The 15,358-nt window shown below is 32.5% G+C and carries 18 protein-coding genes; all 18 read left to right on the top strand.

Going from position 1 to position 15,358, the window contains the following annotated elements:
• The first annotated feature begins 421 nt into the window (after positions 1–421).
• The 18 genes from R1T42_RS03385 (at position 422) to R1T42_RS03300 (ending at position 15,189) form a co-directional block, all read left to right on the top strand.
• Positions 422–1,045: a hypothetical protein gene (locus R1T42_RS03385; protein ID WP_317291306.1), complete on the top strand. Its 624-nt coding sequence runs from the start codon at positions 422–424 to the stop codon at positions 1,043–1,045.
• A gap of 157 nt (positions 1,046–1,202) precedes the next feature.
• A complete protein-coding gene (locus R1T42_RS03380; protein WP_317291305.1) occupies positions 1,203–2,855 on the top strand; it encodes an ATP-dependent nuclease in 1,653 nt (550 codons plus the stop codon).
• A gap of 615 nt (positions 2,856–3,470) precedes the next feature.
• Complete coding sequence (locus R1T42_RS03375; protein ID WP_317291304.1) at positions 3,471–4,055, top strand: CHAP domain-containing protein; 585 nt, start codon at positions 3,471–3,473, stop codon at positions 4,053–4,055.
• Between the two features lie 184 nt (positions 4,056–4,239).
• Positions 4,240–4,761: a hypothetical protein gene (locus tag R1T42_RS03370; RefSeq protein WP_317291303.1), complete on the top strand. Its 522-nt coding sequence runs from the start codon at positions 4,240–4,242 to the stop codon at positions 4,759–4,761.
• 535 nt (positions 4,762–5,296) lie between these two features.
• Positions 5,297–5,596, top strand: coding sequence for a hypothetical protein (locus R1T42_RS03365; protein WP_185099606.1), 300 nt, complete (start codon positions 5,297–5,299; stop codon positions 5,594–5,596).
• Positions 5,593–5,937: a hypothetical protein gene (locus R1T42_RS03360; RefSeq protein WP_317291302.1), complete on the top strand. Its 345-nt coding sequence runs from the start codon at positions 5,593–5,595 to the stop codon at positions 5,935–5,937. Before R1T42_RS03365 ends, R1T42_RS03360 begins: the two co-directional genes overlap by 4 nt.
• A gap of 570 nt (positions 5,938–6,507) precedes the next feature.
• Positions 6,508–7,095 carry a hypothetical protein gene (locus tag R1T42_RS03355; protein WP_317291301.1) on the top strand — a complete coding sequence of 196 codons (588 nt, stop codon included), beginning with the start codon at positions 6,508–6,510 and terminating at the stop codon, positions 7,093–7,095.
• A gap of 13 nt (positions 7,096–7,108) precedes the next feature.
• On the top strand, positions 7,109–7,456 hold the full coding sequence (locus R1T42_RS03350) for a hypothetical protein (protein WP_317291300.1): 348 nt from the start codon (positions 7,109–7,111) through the stop codon (positions 7,454–7,456).
• Positions 7,457–7,671: 215 nt separating this feature from the next.
• Complete coding sequence (locus R1T42_RS03345; protein ID WP_317291299.1) at positions 7,672–7,899, top strand: DUF7660 family protein; 228 nt, start codon at positions 7,672–7,674, stop codon at positions 7,897–7,899.
• Positions 7,892–8,281 (top strand): hypothetical protein, encoded by a 390-nt coding sequence (locus R1T42_RS03340; RefSeq protein WP_317291298.1) that lies wholly within the window; start codon positions 7,892–7,894, stop codon positions 8,279–8,281. The genes R1T42_RS03345 and R1T42_RS03340 overlap by 8 nt, the downstream gene beginning before the upstream one ends.
• A gap of 152 nt (positions 8,282–8,433) precedes the next feature.
• Positions 8,434–8,925 (top strand): glycine-rich domain-containing protein, encoded by a 492-nt coding sequence (locus R1T42_RS03335; RefSeq protein WP_317291297.1) that lies wholly within the window; start codon positions 8,434–8,436, stop codon positions 8,923–8,925.
• Positions 8,922–9,740 carry a hypothetical protein gene (locus R1T42_RS03330; protein WP_317291296.1) on the top strand — a complete coding sequence of 273 codons (819 nt, stop codon included), beginning with the start codon at positions 8,922–8,924 and terminating at the stop codon, positions 9,738–9,740. Before R1T42_RS03335 ends, R1T42_RS03330 begins: the two co-directional genes overlap by 4 nt.
• Positions 9,741–9,965: 225 nt before the next feature.
• Positions 9,966–10,517, top strand: a complete 552-nt coding sequence (locus R1T42_RS03325) for a hypothetical protein (RefSeq protein WP_317291295.1) — start codon at positions 9,966–9,968, stop codon at positions 10,515–10,517.
• Positions 10,517–10,933 (top strand): DUF4288 domain-containing protein, encoded by a 417-nt coding sequence (locus R1T42_RS03320; RefSeq protein WP_317291294.1) that lies wholly within the window; start codon positions 10,517–10,519, stop codon positions 10,931–10,933. The genes R1T42_RS03325 and R1T42_RS03320 overlap by 1 nt, the downstream gene beginning before the upstream one ends.
• A gap of 142 nt (positions 10,934–11,075) precedes the next feature.
• On the top strand, positions 11,076–11,429 hold the full coding sequence (locus R1T42_RS03315) for a hypothetical protein (RefSeq protein ID WP_317291293.1): 354 nt from the start codon (positions 11,076–11,078) through the stop codon (positions 11,427–11,429).
• Positions 11,430–11,926: 497 nt separating this feature from the next.
• The gene (locus R1T42_RS03310; RefSeq protein ID WP_317291292.1) at positions 11,927–12,358 is read left to right on the top strand and encodes a hypothetical protein; all 432 of its coding nucleotides are present in this window, start codon (positions 11,927–11,929) and stop codon (positions 12,356–12,358) included.
• Between the two features lie 219 nt (positions 12,359–12,577).
• Positions 12,578–13,363 (top strand): hypothetical protein, encoded by a 786-nt coding sequence (locus tag R1T42_RS03305; protein ID WP_317291291.1) that lies wholly within the window; start codon positions 12,578–12,580, stop codon positions 13,361–13,363.
• 533 nt (positions 13,364–13,896) lie between these two features.
• Complete coding sequence (locus R1T42_RS03300) at positions 13,897–15,189, top strand: hypothetical protein (protein WP_317291290.1); 1,293 nt, start codon at positions 13,897–13,899, stop codon at positions 15,187–15,189.
• Positions 15,190–15,358: the final 169 nt, after the last annotated feature.

The raw sequence follows: 15,358 nt of genomic DNA, 5'->3' as shown, positions 1-15,358 counted from the left end.
GCCCTACGTTTCTTATACTTAACGTTCTAGTCCATTGCCTGCGGCCGTAGGTTTTCGCTTTTGTAATTTATAATTACACTCTTGGGATTAGAAACTATAGAACTGCAATAACGCTGCAAAAGATCAACCAGCTTTAGTAATTATAAATCACAAGTCTCCCAACCTACTCAATGGACTAGAATGGCAAAGCTGTAAAACCTCTTGAGCAATTGGCGTCTTGTACTTACACAATACACGCCAGCCGCTAGGAAACAAACAAGAACGTTGTATAATGGCGATTGAGACGTTTTAAAGGCTTATAGCGAGGCTGTGATTATTCCAAAAATCAGTAACTTCACAACCATTAATCAACAACCAAAAGGACAAAGCGTACCGGCTAAAACGCCTCACTCGCCTTATACCTTTGCCATTACCTGTAATTATGAAACCAACTTTAGAACTTCCTAAAACACTTCGTCCACCAGAAATGGATGAAGTACCTATGAACTCTTCAGTTAAGGAAAGACTTGAATTACGGAAAACTGCAAAAATTGTGGAAGGCTATAAAATTTTGCCGAAAGATGATAATCCTGAACACTCAAATTTAGCCTTCAATTTTTATGCGGAAATCAATATTGACAATTCAAAACTTTGGAATTTAATACTTGAATTGAGTAACGAATTACCAAATGAAATTTCATTGATTTTTAATCACGTGGATTCTGAACCGAATTACGGAAAATACTCTGAAAAAACTAATACTCTTGAATTTCTGAATAAATACAAAACGGAAATCACATCAGACACGTTTATTGATTTTGGAATGATTTTTCACTCGGAATCTGAACTGATTGAAATATTTGTTCCCGAATCTAAATACATTAAATTTTGGGGAGTTGACCAAGAGTCATTTCTGAAAATAATGGACAGTTTTAATTTGAAAGAAGTTGACGGAATTGAATTTGTAGATGAATATCCAAAAGTAAGAGAAGCTCTGCGTTTATTTGAAAAAAATATTGCGGAATCTAACGAACTGATTGAGTTACTGAAAAGAGAATTTGAATAAATAACTACAGGTAACAACGTGTATAAAAAATTGCTTATTTTAGGCTAAAACAAAGGTTGTTGCATTTTTGTTACGTCTGAATTTCCTTCGGAAATTCCTCGCACACAAAACCGCAACTATTCATACACAAACACGTTACCTGCAAGCAAAAAAACAAATGAAAATAACCAGAATTAAAATTGAAAACTTTCGTTCAATAAAGAATACTGAATTTAACACCTCAGATTTTAATATTGCTGTTGGACAGAATAATTGTGGAAAGACTAATTTTTTTGAGGCAATTCAATTTTTCTATAATGGATTAGGAAGAGGACAAAACATTACTGAATTAAAATATAAAAGACAATCTACAAATGAAATTTTTGTTGAATTAGAATTTTCAGGAGCTCAACAAGGTGCTGAAAATATGCAAAATCAAGCTAATAAAACTAAGATATTAAATGCATTATCCGAAAATGATACAGTAGTTGTTTCTAGAAGCTCAATTGATGCTAAAAAAAGAAAATTTGTAGTAAACGGTGAAGAAGTTAATCCAGGGACAGGTTTTGACAAAGCTTTAAATGACTTCTTACCTAAATTTGAATATGTTACAACTAAACAATATTATGATGCAGTAGCTAAATATGGAAAAACTACACCAATGGGAATTATGTTATCAGGTGTTCTTTCTGCAATCTTACAAGAAAATGTTCAGTATCAGGAATTTCAAACTAAATTTAGAGAATTATTTGAAGATGATACATCAGAAATAAAAACAGAATTTGATAATGTTGGAAACAAAGTCCAAGTCTATTTAGAAAAACAATTTCCTGATTGTACAAAAGTAAAATTCGAAGTTACTGCTCCTGTTTTTGATGACTTACTCAAAAATTTCGAAACAACCATAGATGATGGTGTTGAAACAACAGCGGAAGAAAAAGGAGATGGAATGCAAAGAGCATTAATGCTAGCCATAATCCAAGCTTATGCAGATTTTAGAAAATCTAATGATGATTTAGGTAAATCTTTTTTATTCTTTATTGACGAAGCTGAACTTCATTTACATCCTACAGCACAAAGAAAACTAAAGGATGTGTTACATACATTGTCAAATAACAATGACCAAGTTTTTATAAATACACATTCCTCAGTTTTTGTTGCAGATAACTTTGAAAATCAATCAATTTTAAAAGTAGAAAAGCTAGAAGGTCAAACAGAGTTTGAATTAACTACTGATTTAGATAAACCATATGTTGTATTTGAACTTTTAGGAGGTAGTCCTAGCGATTTGCTTTTACCCAAAAACTTTATGATTGTAGAGGGACAATCAGAGTTTGAATTATTAACAAGGGTCATTAAGAGATTTTACTCAAACAAACCTAGGATTCAAATAATTAAAGCTAATGGAGATATTGACCAAGTCGAAAGAACAATTAATGCAATTGAAAAAGCTTTTATTCCATTAAACTCAAGTATCTATGGTGCAAAAACTATTATTTTAATAGATGAACCAAGTGAACAAACAATAGGAGGAGTAAATCAATTTCACCAAAACTATAAGTCACTAAATCAAAACGGACAATTTTTTCAATTAGTAGGAAGAGACCTTGAACAATCATATCCAAATCAAGAATGTCCTGTATATGGAAACTGGAGAAAAACACAAGAAGAACTTGATGCTGTAAATGAAAATGGAAAAAAAATAATAACAGGTTCAAAAAAGAAGAAATTAGCAAAACACGTTGGTCTTAATATATCACAAGCACAATTTGAAAATGAATTAGGTATTTGTTTTCAAGCTCTTGAAAAATGTTGGGAATTGTCATACTAAAAAAGCCAGCAGGTAACAATGTATAAAAAACATAGGGCATTTGTGCTAAACCGAAAGGTCTGCGAATATTAACAAAGTCCGCCAAATATAAAATTTGGCATTTAGGTGAATATTAAAAGCAAAAGTTTTATATTTAGCTAAGTTATAAACCCAAACGCTAGTGCTTATCACCTGCCCTACGTTGTTTATACGAACCGTTCTAGTCCATTGCCTGCGGCCGTAGGTTTTCGCTTTTGTAATTTATAATTACTCTCTTGGGATTAGAAACTATTGAACTGCAATAACGCTGCAAAAGATCAACCAGCTTTAGTAATTATAAATCACAAGTCTCCCAACCTACTCAATGGACTAGAATGGCAAAGCTGTAAAACCTCTTGAGCAATTGGCGTCTTGTACTTACACAATAAACGCCAGCCGCTAGGAAACAAACAAGAACGTTGTATAATGGCGATTGAGACGTTTTAAAGGCTTATAGCGAGGCTGTGATTATTCCAAAAATCTGTAACTTCACAACCAATAACCAACAACCAAAAGGTCAAAGCGTACCGGCTAAAACGCCTCACTCGCCTTATACCTTTGCCATTGTAAATAATACCCAAAAACATCACGAACGAATTGAAAAAACAACTTTTACTCTTACTTGGTATTCTGATTTTACTTGTTATTGGGTTTTTCATTTCTAAAAAAATCAATCTGAATCCGAATTATGAAGTCGGACAAAAAATTGATAGCCTGAACGGAGTTGCAGTTTATTATAATGGAGGAGTTGGAAATGTGGACGGAAGAGCTTTATCGAAAGATGGTTATAATCTTGGACTGAAATATCAATGCGTGGAATTCGTAAAACGATATTATTACGAAGAACTGAATCATAAAATGCCTGACAGTTATGGACACGCAAAAGACTTTTTCAACTCACAAATTAAGGACGGACAAATAAACAAACAGCGGAATTTAAAGCAGTATAAGAATTCAAGTAAATCCAAACCGAAAGTAAATGATTTAGTCATTTATTCTGCCACAACGCTGAATAAATATGGACACGTTTCAATTGTTTCTAAAGTAACCGAAAACGAAGTTGAGATTATTCAACAAAACCCAGGACCTTTTGGAAATTCAAGAGAAAAATATAACTTGATAAATGAAAACGGAAAATGGAAAATAAATAATGACCGAATTTTAGGTTGGTTAAGAAAATAGCGGAAAAGTACTATTTACAACACCGTGTATAATTCATTGCTAGTTCTAGCCTACTTACGAAAGTCCTCACGGACTTTCTATCTGTGATTTATTTGCTAAATTAGTTGCTGAAACACGCAACGAAATCATACACAACAACGTTACCTGTAAGTAGAAACTCAAACCACTTCAATTCAACAATCTAATGAAGAAAATTATTTTAATTGGACTTTTTTTTACATTGAATTCTTGCGGATTATTTGAAATGATTAATGGATATGAAAAGTATGTTTTAATAAATAATTATGGACGGAAAGAGTTAGTTAAAAAGAAGTATCAGACTAAATTCGATACTCAAATGCTGAATCAAATAGACATAAAAAAAGTCTACTATAACTATTATGAAGACAAATCTATTAATTGGTTTTACCATGAATTTTTAAGATTGTTCCCAAATGGTCAATACGCAATTTTCCATGGGAAAAAAGAGGAGTTAGAGATAAGAAATTTAAACAAAGCAAGTCATATTGGATATTATATTGTTGAAAAAGGAATCTTAAAATTAGAAACACCAACTGGGAATTTTAATACAGCACGATTTCGAGTGATTAAAAAATATAAAATTGATAACTATAAACTAATTGAATTTAAAAAAGCTGGAATGACCCAAGACACGTTAATTGGTGAAAATATAGACATTTTACTAAGTGATACTCCTGATTGGTAAAACCTACAGCTAACACCGTATAAAATTTATTGCTAGTTATAGCCTACTTACGAAAGTCCTCGCGGACTTTCTATCTGTGATTTATTTGCTAACTTTAGTGCTTAAACCACGCAACGAAATCATACACAAAACCGTTCTAGTCCATTGCCTGCGGCCGTAGGTTTTCGCTTTTGTAATTTATAATTACTCACTTGGGATTAGAAACTATTGAACTGCAATAACGCTGCAAAAGATCAACCAGCTTTAGTAATTATAAATCACAAGTCTCCCAACCTACTCAATGGACTAGAATGGCAAAGCTGTAAAACCTCTTGAGCAATAGTCAGCTTGTACTTACACAATACTCGCCAGCCGCTAGGAAACAAACAAGAACGTTGTATAATGGCGATTGAGACGTTTTAAAGGCTTATAGCGAGGCTGTGATTATTCATAAAATCTGTAACTTCACAAACAATAACCAACAAACAAATGGTCTACGCGTACCGGCTAAAACGCCTCACTCGCCTTATACCTTTGCCATTGCCACACATTTGAAATGAAAATTGGAACTACCATTTTAATAACATTTATTTTATTAGTCATTGTAGTATTTGCGATGGGTGGAGGACACGGAACTTATTTACCAGCGAAAGTTGTTTATCCATTTACAATGTTAATTGCTATTTTGACAAAAAACGGAATTGGAATCTTACCGACAATAATTGCTATTATTCAAATTCCAATCTACGCTCTAATTCTGACTAAAAAACCGAAATGGAAATTTTACTTAATCGGAATTCATATAATTTCTGCAATCATCTGTTTGAATTTAACAACTGAAACTTTTTCTGGATGAATATGTCTGAATTTTTAAAAATTAAAACCAATTTTATCGGAATCGGAATTAGGTCAGTTCTATTTTTCGGAATTCTGTTACTTCTGATTTTGATTGAGATATTTGCTTTTTGGGGAATTTATGGAGAAGGAGCAACTGCAAGTCGGATTTCGGAATTATGGTATGTTGATTTAATTTTAAACTATCTACCGATTATACTTGTTGGCGGATTTTTAGTTTATAGAATATTAAAAGAATATAGAAAACAGGAATACGTGAATTTCAAGACAAATTTAATTACACTTTTGATTTTGATTTTTCTTTTCTCAATCAGAAGTCAAATCGAAAGACTGATTTTCTGAAATGAATAATAAAAACGTGTGGTAACACCGTATATAATTTATTGCTAGTTCTAGCCTACTTACGAAAATCCTCGCGGATTTTCTATTCGGTTTTTATTTGCTAAATTACGTGCTAAACCACGCAACAAACCATATACAAACACGTTCTAGTCCATTGCCTGCGGCCGTAGGTTTTCGCTTTTGTAATTTATAATTACTCTCTTGGGATTAGAAACTATCATGCTGCAATAACGCTGCAAAAGATCAACCAGCTTTAGTAATTATAAATCACAAGTCTCCCAACCTACTCAACTGTCTTCCTCTCGCTGCGCTCGTCGGAGACAATAATGGCAAAGCTGTAAAACCTCTTGAGCAAGAGTCAGCTTGTACTCACCCAATACACGCCAGCCGCTAGGAAACAAACAAGAACGTTGTATAATGGCGATTGAGACGTTTTAAAGGCTTATAGCGAGGCTGTGATTATTCATAAATTCAGTAACTTCACCAACCAATAACCAACATACAAAAGGTCTACGCGTACCGGCTAAAACGCCTAACTCGCCTTATACCTTTGCCATTACCCAACATTTGATGACAGCCAGCGAAATAATAGAAAAAAGTCGAGTAAATGGATTTTCAGCAACTACCTTAACCGAACATTTCGGATTTAATAAAAGTTCGGATTTAGGAATTGCTGATGAAAACCTTGAATTGCGGACTGAAATTGTTGATGCCTTACTGATTGATTTCTCAAATGCTGACATTGAACTTATCCGATTATTATTTGACGAGGAGTTAAAATGCGAATTAGAAACACGAAGACACGATAATTTATATCAATTAAGTTTCTATTTGTACAATCTTGGTAATTTAGGAGATGTTTATCGAATTTATACTGCAAAATTTGAGGCCAAAAATATGGATGTTGGTGCGACTTTAGATAGGTCAATGCTATATATGAGCCATAAAATTGATGAAGTTATTGAATTTGTGGAAAAAGACGATTCTAAAAAGAAAACTGAATTATTGAATACTCTTTATAGTTTAAAAACAAATCCTGACTATGAAAGTGAAAAGTCGTATAAAGAATTTATTAATAGGTATTTTAGAGGAACAAACGAGCAAAATGAATTTAAAGAAAGTATAGTTCAAAAAAAGTGGTGGCAAATTTGGAAATAATAGCATTTAACAAATGAAAGAAAGACCTGTTTTAATTTTAGCAATAATTCTGACTATAAATGTTGAGTTGATATTAATGATTTTGGTTTATAATAAAGTTGGTGGAGAAAGGCTACCTTCTCAAATTATACGATTGGCTGTTCAACTAATCTTAATCTTTTGGATTTTGAGTGCTAAATCTAATACAGGCTTATTTTTGTTAACTGCATATCATATTGTTTCTGGACTTTTTGGATTGTATTCAAAAGGTTCAGCAGAATTATTAGGTCAAGTATTAATTGGTTTTCATTTCGTAATTGGAATTGTGATTTACTTTCACGATTGGATTGAAAACAAAATCGGAATAAAAAACGTTGGGTAACAACGTATATAGCTCATAGCTAATCAGTTGCTTAATCGAAATTAAGGCATATTTACCAGTCCGCCAAATTTTTTAATTTGGCTTATTGAGAAAAAAAAGTAATAAGAAAATTAAAAAATTCGGCTCGTGCTTCATCCGAAAATAATTTCATAATTTGCACGCTACGAGCCATATACAGAGACGTTGTGCGTCATTTAAGACAAACCCAAAAAACAATGACAAGAATAAAATTTATTGAGTTTTTAAAGGAGTTTAAAACTGATTTTGACCAAAACAAAGAAAATTGGGAAAACGTCAATCTTTCTGATTTTTTAGAAAGTATGATTGCTTATACGGAAGATATTCAAGGTTTCTATGACAATATGAGAATGAAAATAAATGCGGATAATCCGACTTGGGAAAATTTCAGTCATATCTTAAAAGGTGCTTCAATTTATGAGTAAATTATACAACATAACTTTGAACGGAACTCTAATCGGAACTTCTGAATTGGAAAAAGCTGATGCGTCTATGGGAGTTGTATTTGGACTTATTGAATTTAATGGAATCGAATCGCCTTACGAATTCTTCAAAGAATACTGTTTGAATAATCAAATCGAAATCGCCTCTGATTATCCAGAAGACAAAATGATTTCTACAATGAGTATTCCAAAACTCAAAATCACGAGCGACAATGGAATTGAAATTAAAGGAGTTGGAAATCAAATAACAGGAATGGATAATGAAGAATATGAAATATCAATATTCGGAATTCCATATCCATTTTACGAAGAGGAATTTCCTCACCACGTAAAAGAGTATGAAAATATGTTTAATAAAGAATAAAAAACGAACGCACAACAATGGCTATAAGTAATTGCTTGTTCTCGCCTACTTCTGAAAATCCTCGCGGATTTTCAGTTTGGTGTGTACTTGCAAAGTTAAGTGCTAAAACACGCAACTACTCATAGCCTAAACCGTTGGCACCAATTTGAAAAATGACAGTAGAACAAAAAACATTATGGAATAAAATAGAAGAATTCCAATTGGATGATTTTGAATCTACATTTACTTTTACTGACAGGTTATGTAGAGAAAATGGATGGAAATATGAATATAGTGTTCGAGTTATTAATGAATATAAAAAGTTCATTTTTCTAATTTGCATTTCCGATCATCCGCTAACACCTTCTGACCAAGTTGACCAAGTTTGGCATTTACACCTTCTTTATACTAGGTCATATTGGACAGAGTTTTGTCGACACACATTATCTAGGGAAATTCATCACGGACCAACGAAAGGTGGAAAAAATGAAAAAGCGAAGTTTGGAGATTGGTATTCTAAAACAAAAGAATTGTATTCAAATATTTTTAAAAAACAACCGCCAGCAGACATATGGCCTTCTTCGAAAGTAAGATTTGGAGAGTTGAATTTCAAAAGAGTTAATCTTCACAGAAATTGGGTAATTCCAAAATTGCGAAAAGTATGATTAAAGAATTAACTAATTTATCACCAGCCGAAATCTTGCTGATTGACAATCCAGAAGTGAAAGTTGATAAGCTAGCAAGAGTTACTTTTTTTGATTTAATTCTAAAAGAAGTTCTTAAAATAGAAGTCGACCCTAAAGCCAAAAACAAAGAAAAGAAAAATCCAACTATTATTACTGGAAAAGCATTTTCTAGTTATGAATCGCTCAAACACGAGTCTATATTTCTTTCTGTATTTACAAGAGATAATGAACTAAAAATAAAACTCTCAAATCTGCTAAAAACAGCTTTTGAAAAAGTTAAGAGCAGTGAAGAATATAAATTGAAATACGTCTATTCTGATAAACGGATGAAACAATATTTCAAATCAAATTTTATTCAGAAACTACTTGGTATTAAAGTGATTTCAGAAAATGGAATCAAAATTCAAAAAGAAATAAAAAGGGAATTAAGACGAATTAAAACAAATACAACTAAAAAGAATACGAAAATTGTAGAAACGCTACTTGCACTTAATGGAAACATTGTACTAATCCCTAAAATACCAATCGAAATTTTCGAGCAAATTGAAAAAAAGAAATTAAATTTCAGAAAAGAAAATTCAGACTCTATTTGGGTAGATTATGGTTATTCAAGTTTATACTATTATAATACAACGAAAAATCAATTTGATTTGATGGCTATAAATGATTCAGACTTTATGCCGATTATAGAATCTGTAAATGGATTTGATGATTCTTCAGGCGATAGCGGTTGTGGTTCAGATGGAGGTTGTGGAGGCTGTGGCGGATGCGGAGGTTGTGGTGGATGCGGATAAAAACTGGTGCCAACAATGTATAAAAAAAATAGGGCAAAAAGTGCTTAATCGAAAGGTCTGTGTGTATTTGCCGAGTCGCCAAATTTTTAAATTTGGTATATTTAAAACGAGAAAAGATAAATAACAAAATTAAAAAATTCGGCTTGAGTATAACCGAATGGTTTGCCTGCTTTTTCAGCGCTACTTTTCATATACTCGACCGTTAGCCACAATTAAAACAGAACCTTGAAAAAAGAGAAAGTAATAGAAAAATTAAACAAACATTGTTCTGAAAAACTATACGTTAGGCTGACAAGGAAAAAAGGTAGTTTTGAGGGAATCTCTACTGGATTTATTCTCGATAAGTCGCCTGATTTTATATTACTTCAAGAAACAGACGAATTCAGAGTTTTAGGCTATCAAGTTATTCCGATTCAAACAATCAAACACGTTAGATATAATAAGAACGACAAAACAATCCATCGGATATTAAAAGAAGAAGGATTAATAAGTCAAATTAAAGCTAAATATAAAGTTGATTTAACGGATTGGAATTCAATCGTGAAAGATATTAAAGCAACTGAATTGACAATTATATCAGAATGCGAACATCCTAAACAAAACTTTTTTTGCATTGGACAGTTAAAGCGAATTAATAAAAAATCCATTTCGATAAGATATTTTAATGCTCAAGGTATTTTGGATAAGAAAAACACAAAGCACAATTTTGAGGATATAACAAAATTGAGTTTTGACGACCGTTATGCAAATGTATTTTCTAAATATTTAAGAGAATAATGGAAAACGCAGAAAAAATTTCAAATAAAAATGGGAATTGGTACATAGTCGAAATTATTGAAAAATGTGAACCTGTTGAACGAAATGAAAAGCAAGATTTGCGAAGAGTTACAACTTGGGGAAATCATCATTTAATTAAAGCCGATTCACCAGAAAAAGCATTTGATAAAGCTGTGAAGCTTGGAAAAGAAGCAGAATATAAATTCACGAATTCTGACAAAATAGAAATGGAATGGATTTTTGTTGGAATTGGAGAATTGTTGCCGATTTACGAAGACATTGAAGATGGTGCAGAATTGATGTGGAATGATTACGGGTTTATTAGTAATCGAAGAACAATGAGAATGCCTTACAAAAAGAAAGAGCTTATGAAATCAATAAAACCTAAACAGCAAACTAAAAATAACTGTAGCTAACAATGTGTATAATTCATTGCTAGTTATAGCCTACTTACGAAAGTCCTCGCGGACTTTCTATCTGTGATTTGTTTGCTAACTTTAGTGCTTAAAACACGCAACGAAATCATACACAAACACGTTAGGCACAAGTTGACCAAAAATGCGAACAGAAGAATATAATAGAATAACGAAAGAAGGAAACGTACTTGATTTTGGAACGCTAAAAGAAACTAAAAAGCAACTCGGAATTAATAAGTTGACGGAACTTGAATCTGAAATTGACCGAATAATATCGGAAAACAAAATTCAAAAACCTGAATTGCACGAAAAGCCGAATAGTGCGGAAACTGACTTTTATCTGATTGACTTAAACTCTGACCAAATTGAAATGATAGTTTCTATGTTTGGAGATTTGGAAGTTGGAAATCTCGGACTGAATTACGAAACAACCCATTCTGCTCGATTCTATGCCAAAATGCTTGATAAGTGGAATGATTTACCAGATTATCTCTGAATAAAAAAATTAATCGAAATAAAACCAGTGCCTAACAACGTGTATAATTAATTGCTTTGGCGTTACTTAACCACGCAACGAAATCATACACAAACACGTTCTAGTCCATTGCCTGCGGCCGTAGGTTTTCGCTTTTGTAATTTATAATTACGCTCTTGGGATTAGAAACTATAGAACTGCAATAACGCTGCAAAAGATCAACCAGCTTTAGTAATTATAAATCACAAGTCTCCCAACCTACTCAATGGACTAGAATGGCAAAGCTGTAAAACCTCTTGAGCAATAGTCAGCTTGTACTTACCCAATACACGCCAGCCGCTAGGAAACAAACAAGAACGTTGTATAATGGCGATTGAGACGTTTTAAAGGCTTATAGCGAGGCGGTGATTATTCCAAAATTCTGTAACTTCACAACTAATAACCAACAACCAAAAGGTCTACGCGTACCGGCTAAAACGCCTCACTCGCTTTATACCTTTGCCATTGTAGCTCATTAGATGGAAAACGAAATAGAAATATTGAACAATAAACTCTTAGGTCAATTTATCTCACGATTTAGTGTTGGAGATACTTGGGATTTGCTTATTGGAGACTATTGGCTTTCAGCACATACTATTGAATTCAAAGAAGAAAGAAAAATAACAGAATTTCTTAAGGAAAACTATAATGAATTCAATTTTAGCGTTGATAAAGAAGATGTTTCTAAATCGACAATTATAGCAGCTAATCTAAGAAAGGCGATAACTCGTATTGATTTGGATGAAATGAAAAACTTGACAATTGATTTCAAGAATGGTTCGGAATTAAAAGTGTTGACCGATACCGACATTGTAGACTGGCAATGGTGTATCAATAAGAGTGGTAAAAATCCATATAAAGATTTTGATATAGCTTGCTTTTGGAAAGGTGAAACTAAAATAAAAGAATAAAAACGAGCTACAACACGGTGTATAAAACATAGCTAATAAAGGCTAGATCGAAGGGTTTTTGCTTATCTGCAAAGACCGCCAAATTTTTAATTTGGCTTTTAAATAGAGAAAAATTAAAAACAAAATATAAAAATTCGGCTCTGTGTTAATCCGAAAAGTTAGTGTCTTTTTACACGCTACGTTCCATACACAAATCCGTTAGCTACAATCTGAATGAAGATGAGTGAATTAACTAAAGATATGAACGAATTACTAAGAGACATCGATAAAAATCGATGGATTTCTCTTTCTAAAGATTCTCCAAAAAAAATATTTAAAGCAAAAGATAAGTTAAGGGCTTTTGGCTTAATTGAACGACAAGGAAAATATTCTTGGAGGTTAACTCAAAGTGGTTATGAAGCGGTTGAACTTGGTGGTTTTGACGAGTGGCTTGCTCAAAACAAAACGGATAAAAATCAAAAGTTAGAACAAACCTACAATGCAAAAAATATAAATGTTAACAATAATAATCAAAGTAACGAAAACAACCCTGAAGGCAATACAAATAAACCAGAGTCAATAGTTAAACGAATTGTCATTGGAGTATTAATTATAATTATTGCAGGTATAGCTATGATTTACATTAAAAATTATCTTAATCCAAAGACTGAGAATAGTTTGCAGGAGAAAAATATTGCACAACCAATTTCAATAGTATTTCAAGATGGAGAAATGGCTGAAGTTAGATATAGCATAAATCTATCTTTAATTGATTCTCTTGTTTTAACAACTGCTAAACGATTTGGAAATGAAGAGAAAGCAATAAATTACATTCATTTAAAAACCAAAAATCAGATTATATCAACTTTAGAATCTACTACAATCGAAACTGCTCGATTGAAAAGAGATTCATTGTCGAAAATAATAATAAATAAAACGATTAATGAACAAGTTTATGGTGGCTATAAAATAAGTACTTTGAACTTGAATGAGATAAAGACTGTAGCTAACAATGGCTATAAGTAATTGCTTGTTCTCACCTACTTCTGAAAATCCTCGCGGATTTTCAGTTTGGTGTGTAATTGTAAATTTAATCGCTAAAACACGCAACTACTCATAGCCGAGACCGTTCTAGTCCATTGCCTGCGGCCGTAGGTTTTCGCTTTTGTAATTTATAATTACGCTATTGGGATTAGAAACTATCATGCTGTAATAACGCTGCAAAAGATCAACCAGCTTTAGTAATTATAAATCACAAGTCTCCCAACCTACTCAACTGTCTTCCTCTCGCTGTGCTCGTCGGAGACAATAATGGCAAAGCTGTAAAACCTCTTGAGCAATAGTCAGCTTGTACTTACCCAATTCACGCCAGCCGCTAGGAAACAAACAAGAACGTTGTATAATGGCGATTGAGACGTTTTAAAGGCTTATAGCTAGGCTGTGATTATTCCAAAAATCAGTAACTTCACAACCATTAACCAACAACCAAAAGGTCTACGCGTACCGGCTAAAACGCCTCACTCACCTTATACCTTTGCCATTAGGCACAATTAAAAAAAATGAACAACGAACTTACAATAGAACATAACAGTTGCATAGTTTCTTCTAACCTATTAGATGAATTAGATTATGTAATTGGTGGCTATGGGAAACCAACTATTGAGTTTATATTCAATTTCAATGCGTTTGTTGAATCATATTTACTTTCAAGTCATTTTATCTTAACTCAGCGAGAATTAGAGCATATTGAAATCACTAAAAAAGTGCTCTTTCCGAATGGAAGACCAATTTTAGATATGTTGTCTAAATCAAATAACATATCTGCTGTAGGCGGATTTGGTAATAATATCACACAATGCGTGTATGTAGATAAGGTTGAAAAAAATGATGCCGAAACTGCTCAAAAAGCAATAGAAACCTTTAGACAAAGAGATTCTGAAAGAATTAAAAGCAACTTTATATTATCTGATTTTACTAAGCCAATTGCCAGCGTTAAAACTTACTCTTTAGGGTTTGCTGGAAAAGACCAACCTGAATTTGGGAGTAAAAGTCAGGTGTTAATTGGAGAAACAACAAATCAGCCATTAGAAATCGTTAAATCATTTTTCAATACAATTACAAACCATAATGTTCAAGCTGCATTGCCAGTATTTACTTATCAAGAGCAATTAAAAGAGTTAGGCAAAAAAGCGATTTCAAAGGAGATATATTCCAAATTAAGTGAGCTGCAAGGTCAAAAAATTCAAGATGCTGAAAATCATTTCGGTACTGAACTACAAGCAATTCCGCCATTAGTAAGCATAGTACTCTCCAAAACAAAATCTATTGAACGAATACCAGAAGTTCTTAACGAAATAAGAGAGGACTTTACTGACTTCAGAAATTGCTGTGAAAAATTTGAGAAAACTTTAAATGACGCAAGTACAATAAAAGAGCAAATTGACGCAGTTAAAGAGTATAAAAAGTTTTGGTCCGTATTAGTGAAAAAATATAGTGATGAATCAACTAGACTTATGTTTAGATTTTTAGATGTCGCTAAAGAATCAAATTATGAAAATTCTGTTGATAATTTGATTGACACTCAATCAGCAGATGATATTTTCAAAGATTTAAATCTTGGCAAGGTTGCTGGAAAAGCAGGGTTTTTAGCTTGGGATAAGATTAAAGAAAAACGCATTTTAAATAAATTCAAAGGTGTAGTGAATTTATGGTCTTTGCTTGAAAATTCACCAACAATTGATAAACAGATAAAAGATATTGAAAGAGTCTTCAAAACAACTATCGATAGAAAAAGATTATCAGTTGCAAAAGGTTACTTGAAGAAAATAAAAACTGTGCCTAACACTGTATAAAAAACATAGGGCATTTGTGCTAAACCGAAAAGTCTGTGAGTTATAATAAAGTCCGCTAAATATAAAATTTGGCGTTTATAGTAGAAAAGATAAAAGCAAAATATTTATATTTAGCTAAGTAATAAACCGAAACGATAGTGCTTATCACCTGCCCCACGTTTCTTATACT

This window comes from Nonlabens ulvanivorans (assembly GCF_032922765.1).
GTDB lineage: Bacteria > Bacteroidota > Bacteroidia > Flavobacteriales > Flavobacteriaceae > Nonlabens > Nonlabens ulvanivorans.
Note: the sequence above shows the minus strand (reverse complement) of the source record. Positions and strands in the feature narration are given on the sequence as shown.

Bases quoted from the DNA above. Each gene is read 5' to 3' on its own strand.
- R1T42_RS03385 (WP_317291306.1), top strand. From the start codon at position 422: ATGAAACCAACTTTAGAACTTCCTAAAACACTTCGTCCACCAGAAATG.
- R1T42_RS03380 (WP_317291305.1), top strand. From the start codon at position 1,203: ATGAAAATAACCAGAATTAAAATTGAAAACTTTCGTTCAATAAAGAAT.
- R1T42_RS03370 (WP_317291303.1), top strand. From the start codon at position 4,240: ATGAAGAAAATTATTTTAATTGGACTTTTTTTTACATTGAATTCTTGC.
- R1T42_RS03365 (WP_185099606.1), top strand. From the start codon at position 5,297: ATGAAAATTGGAACTACCATTTTAATAACATTTATTTTATTAGTCATT.
- R1T42_RS03360 (WP_317291302.1), top strand. From the start codon at position 5,593: ATGAATATGTCTGAATTTTTAAAAATTAAAACCAATTTTATCGGAATC.
- R1T42_RS03355 (WP_317291301.1), top strand. From the start codon at position 6,508: ATGACAGCCAGCGAAATAATAGAAAAAAGTCGAGTAAATGGATTTTCA.
- R1T42_RS03350 (WP_317291300.1), top strand. From the start codon at position 7,109: ATGAAAGAAAGACCTGTTTTAATTTTAGCAATAATTCTGACTATAAAT.
- R1T42_RS03345 (WP_317291299.1), top strand. From the start codon at position 7,672: ATGACAAGAATAAAATTTATTGAGTTTTTAAAGGAGTTTAAAACTGAT.
- R1T42_RS03340 (WP_317291298.1), top strand. From the start codon at position 7,892: ATGAGTAAATTATACAACATAACTTTGAACGGAACTCTAATCGGAACT.
- R1T42_RS03335 (WP_317291297.1), top strand. From the start codon at position 8,434: ATGACAGTAGAACAAAAAACATTATGGAATAAAATAGAAGAATTCCAA.
- R1T42_RS03330 (WP_317291296.1), top strand. From the start codon at position 8,922: ATGATTAAAGAATTAACTAATTTATCACCAGCCGAAATCTTGCTGATT.
- R1T42_RS03320 (WP_317291294.1), top strand. From the start codon at position 10,517: ATGGAAAACGCAGAAAAAATTTCAAATAAAAATGGGAATTGGTACATA.
- R1T42_RS03315 (WP_317291293.1), top strand. From the start codon at position 11,076: ATGCGAACAGAAGAATATAATAGAATAACGAAAGAAGGAAACGTACTT.
- R1T42_RS03310 (WP_317291292.1), top strand. From the start codon at position 11,927: ATGGAAAACGAAATAGAAATATTGAACAATAAACTCTTAGGTCAATTT.
- R1T42_RS03305 (WP_317291291.1), top strand. From the start codon at position 12,578: ATGAGTGAATTAACTAAAGATATGAACGAATTACTAAGAGACATCGAT.
- R1T42_RS03300 (WP_317291290.1), top strand. From the start codon at position 13,897: ATGAACAACGAACTTACAATAGAACATAACAGTTGCATAGTTTCTTCT.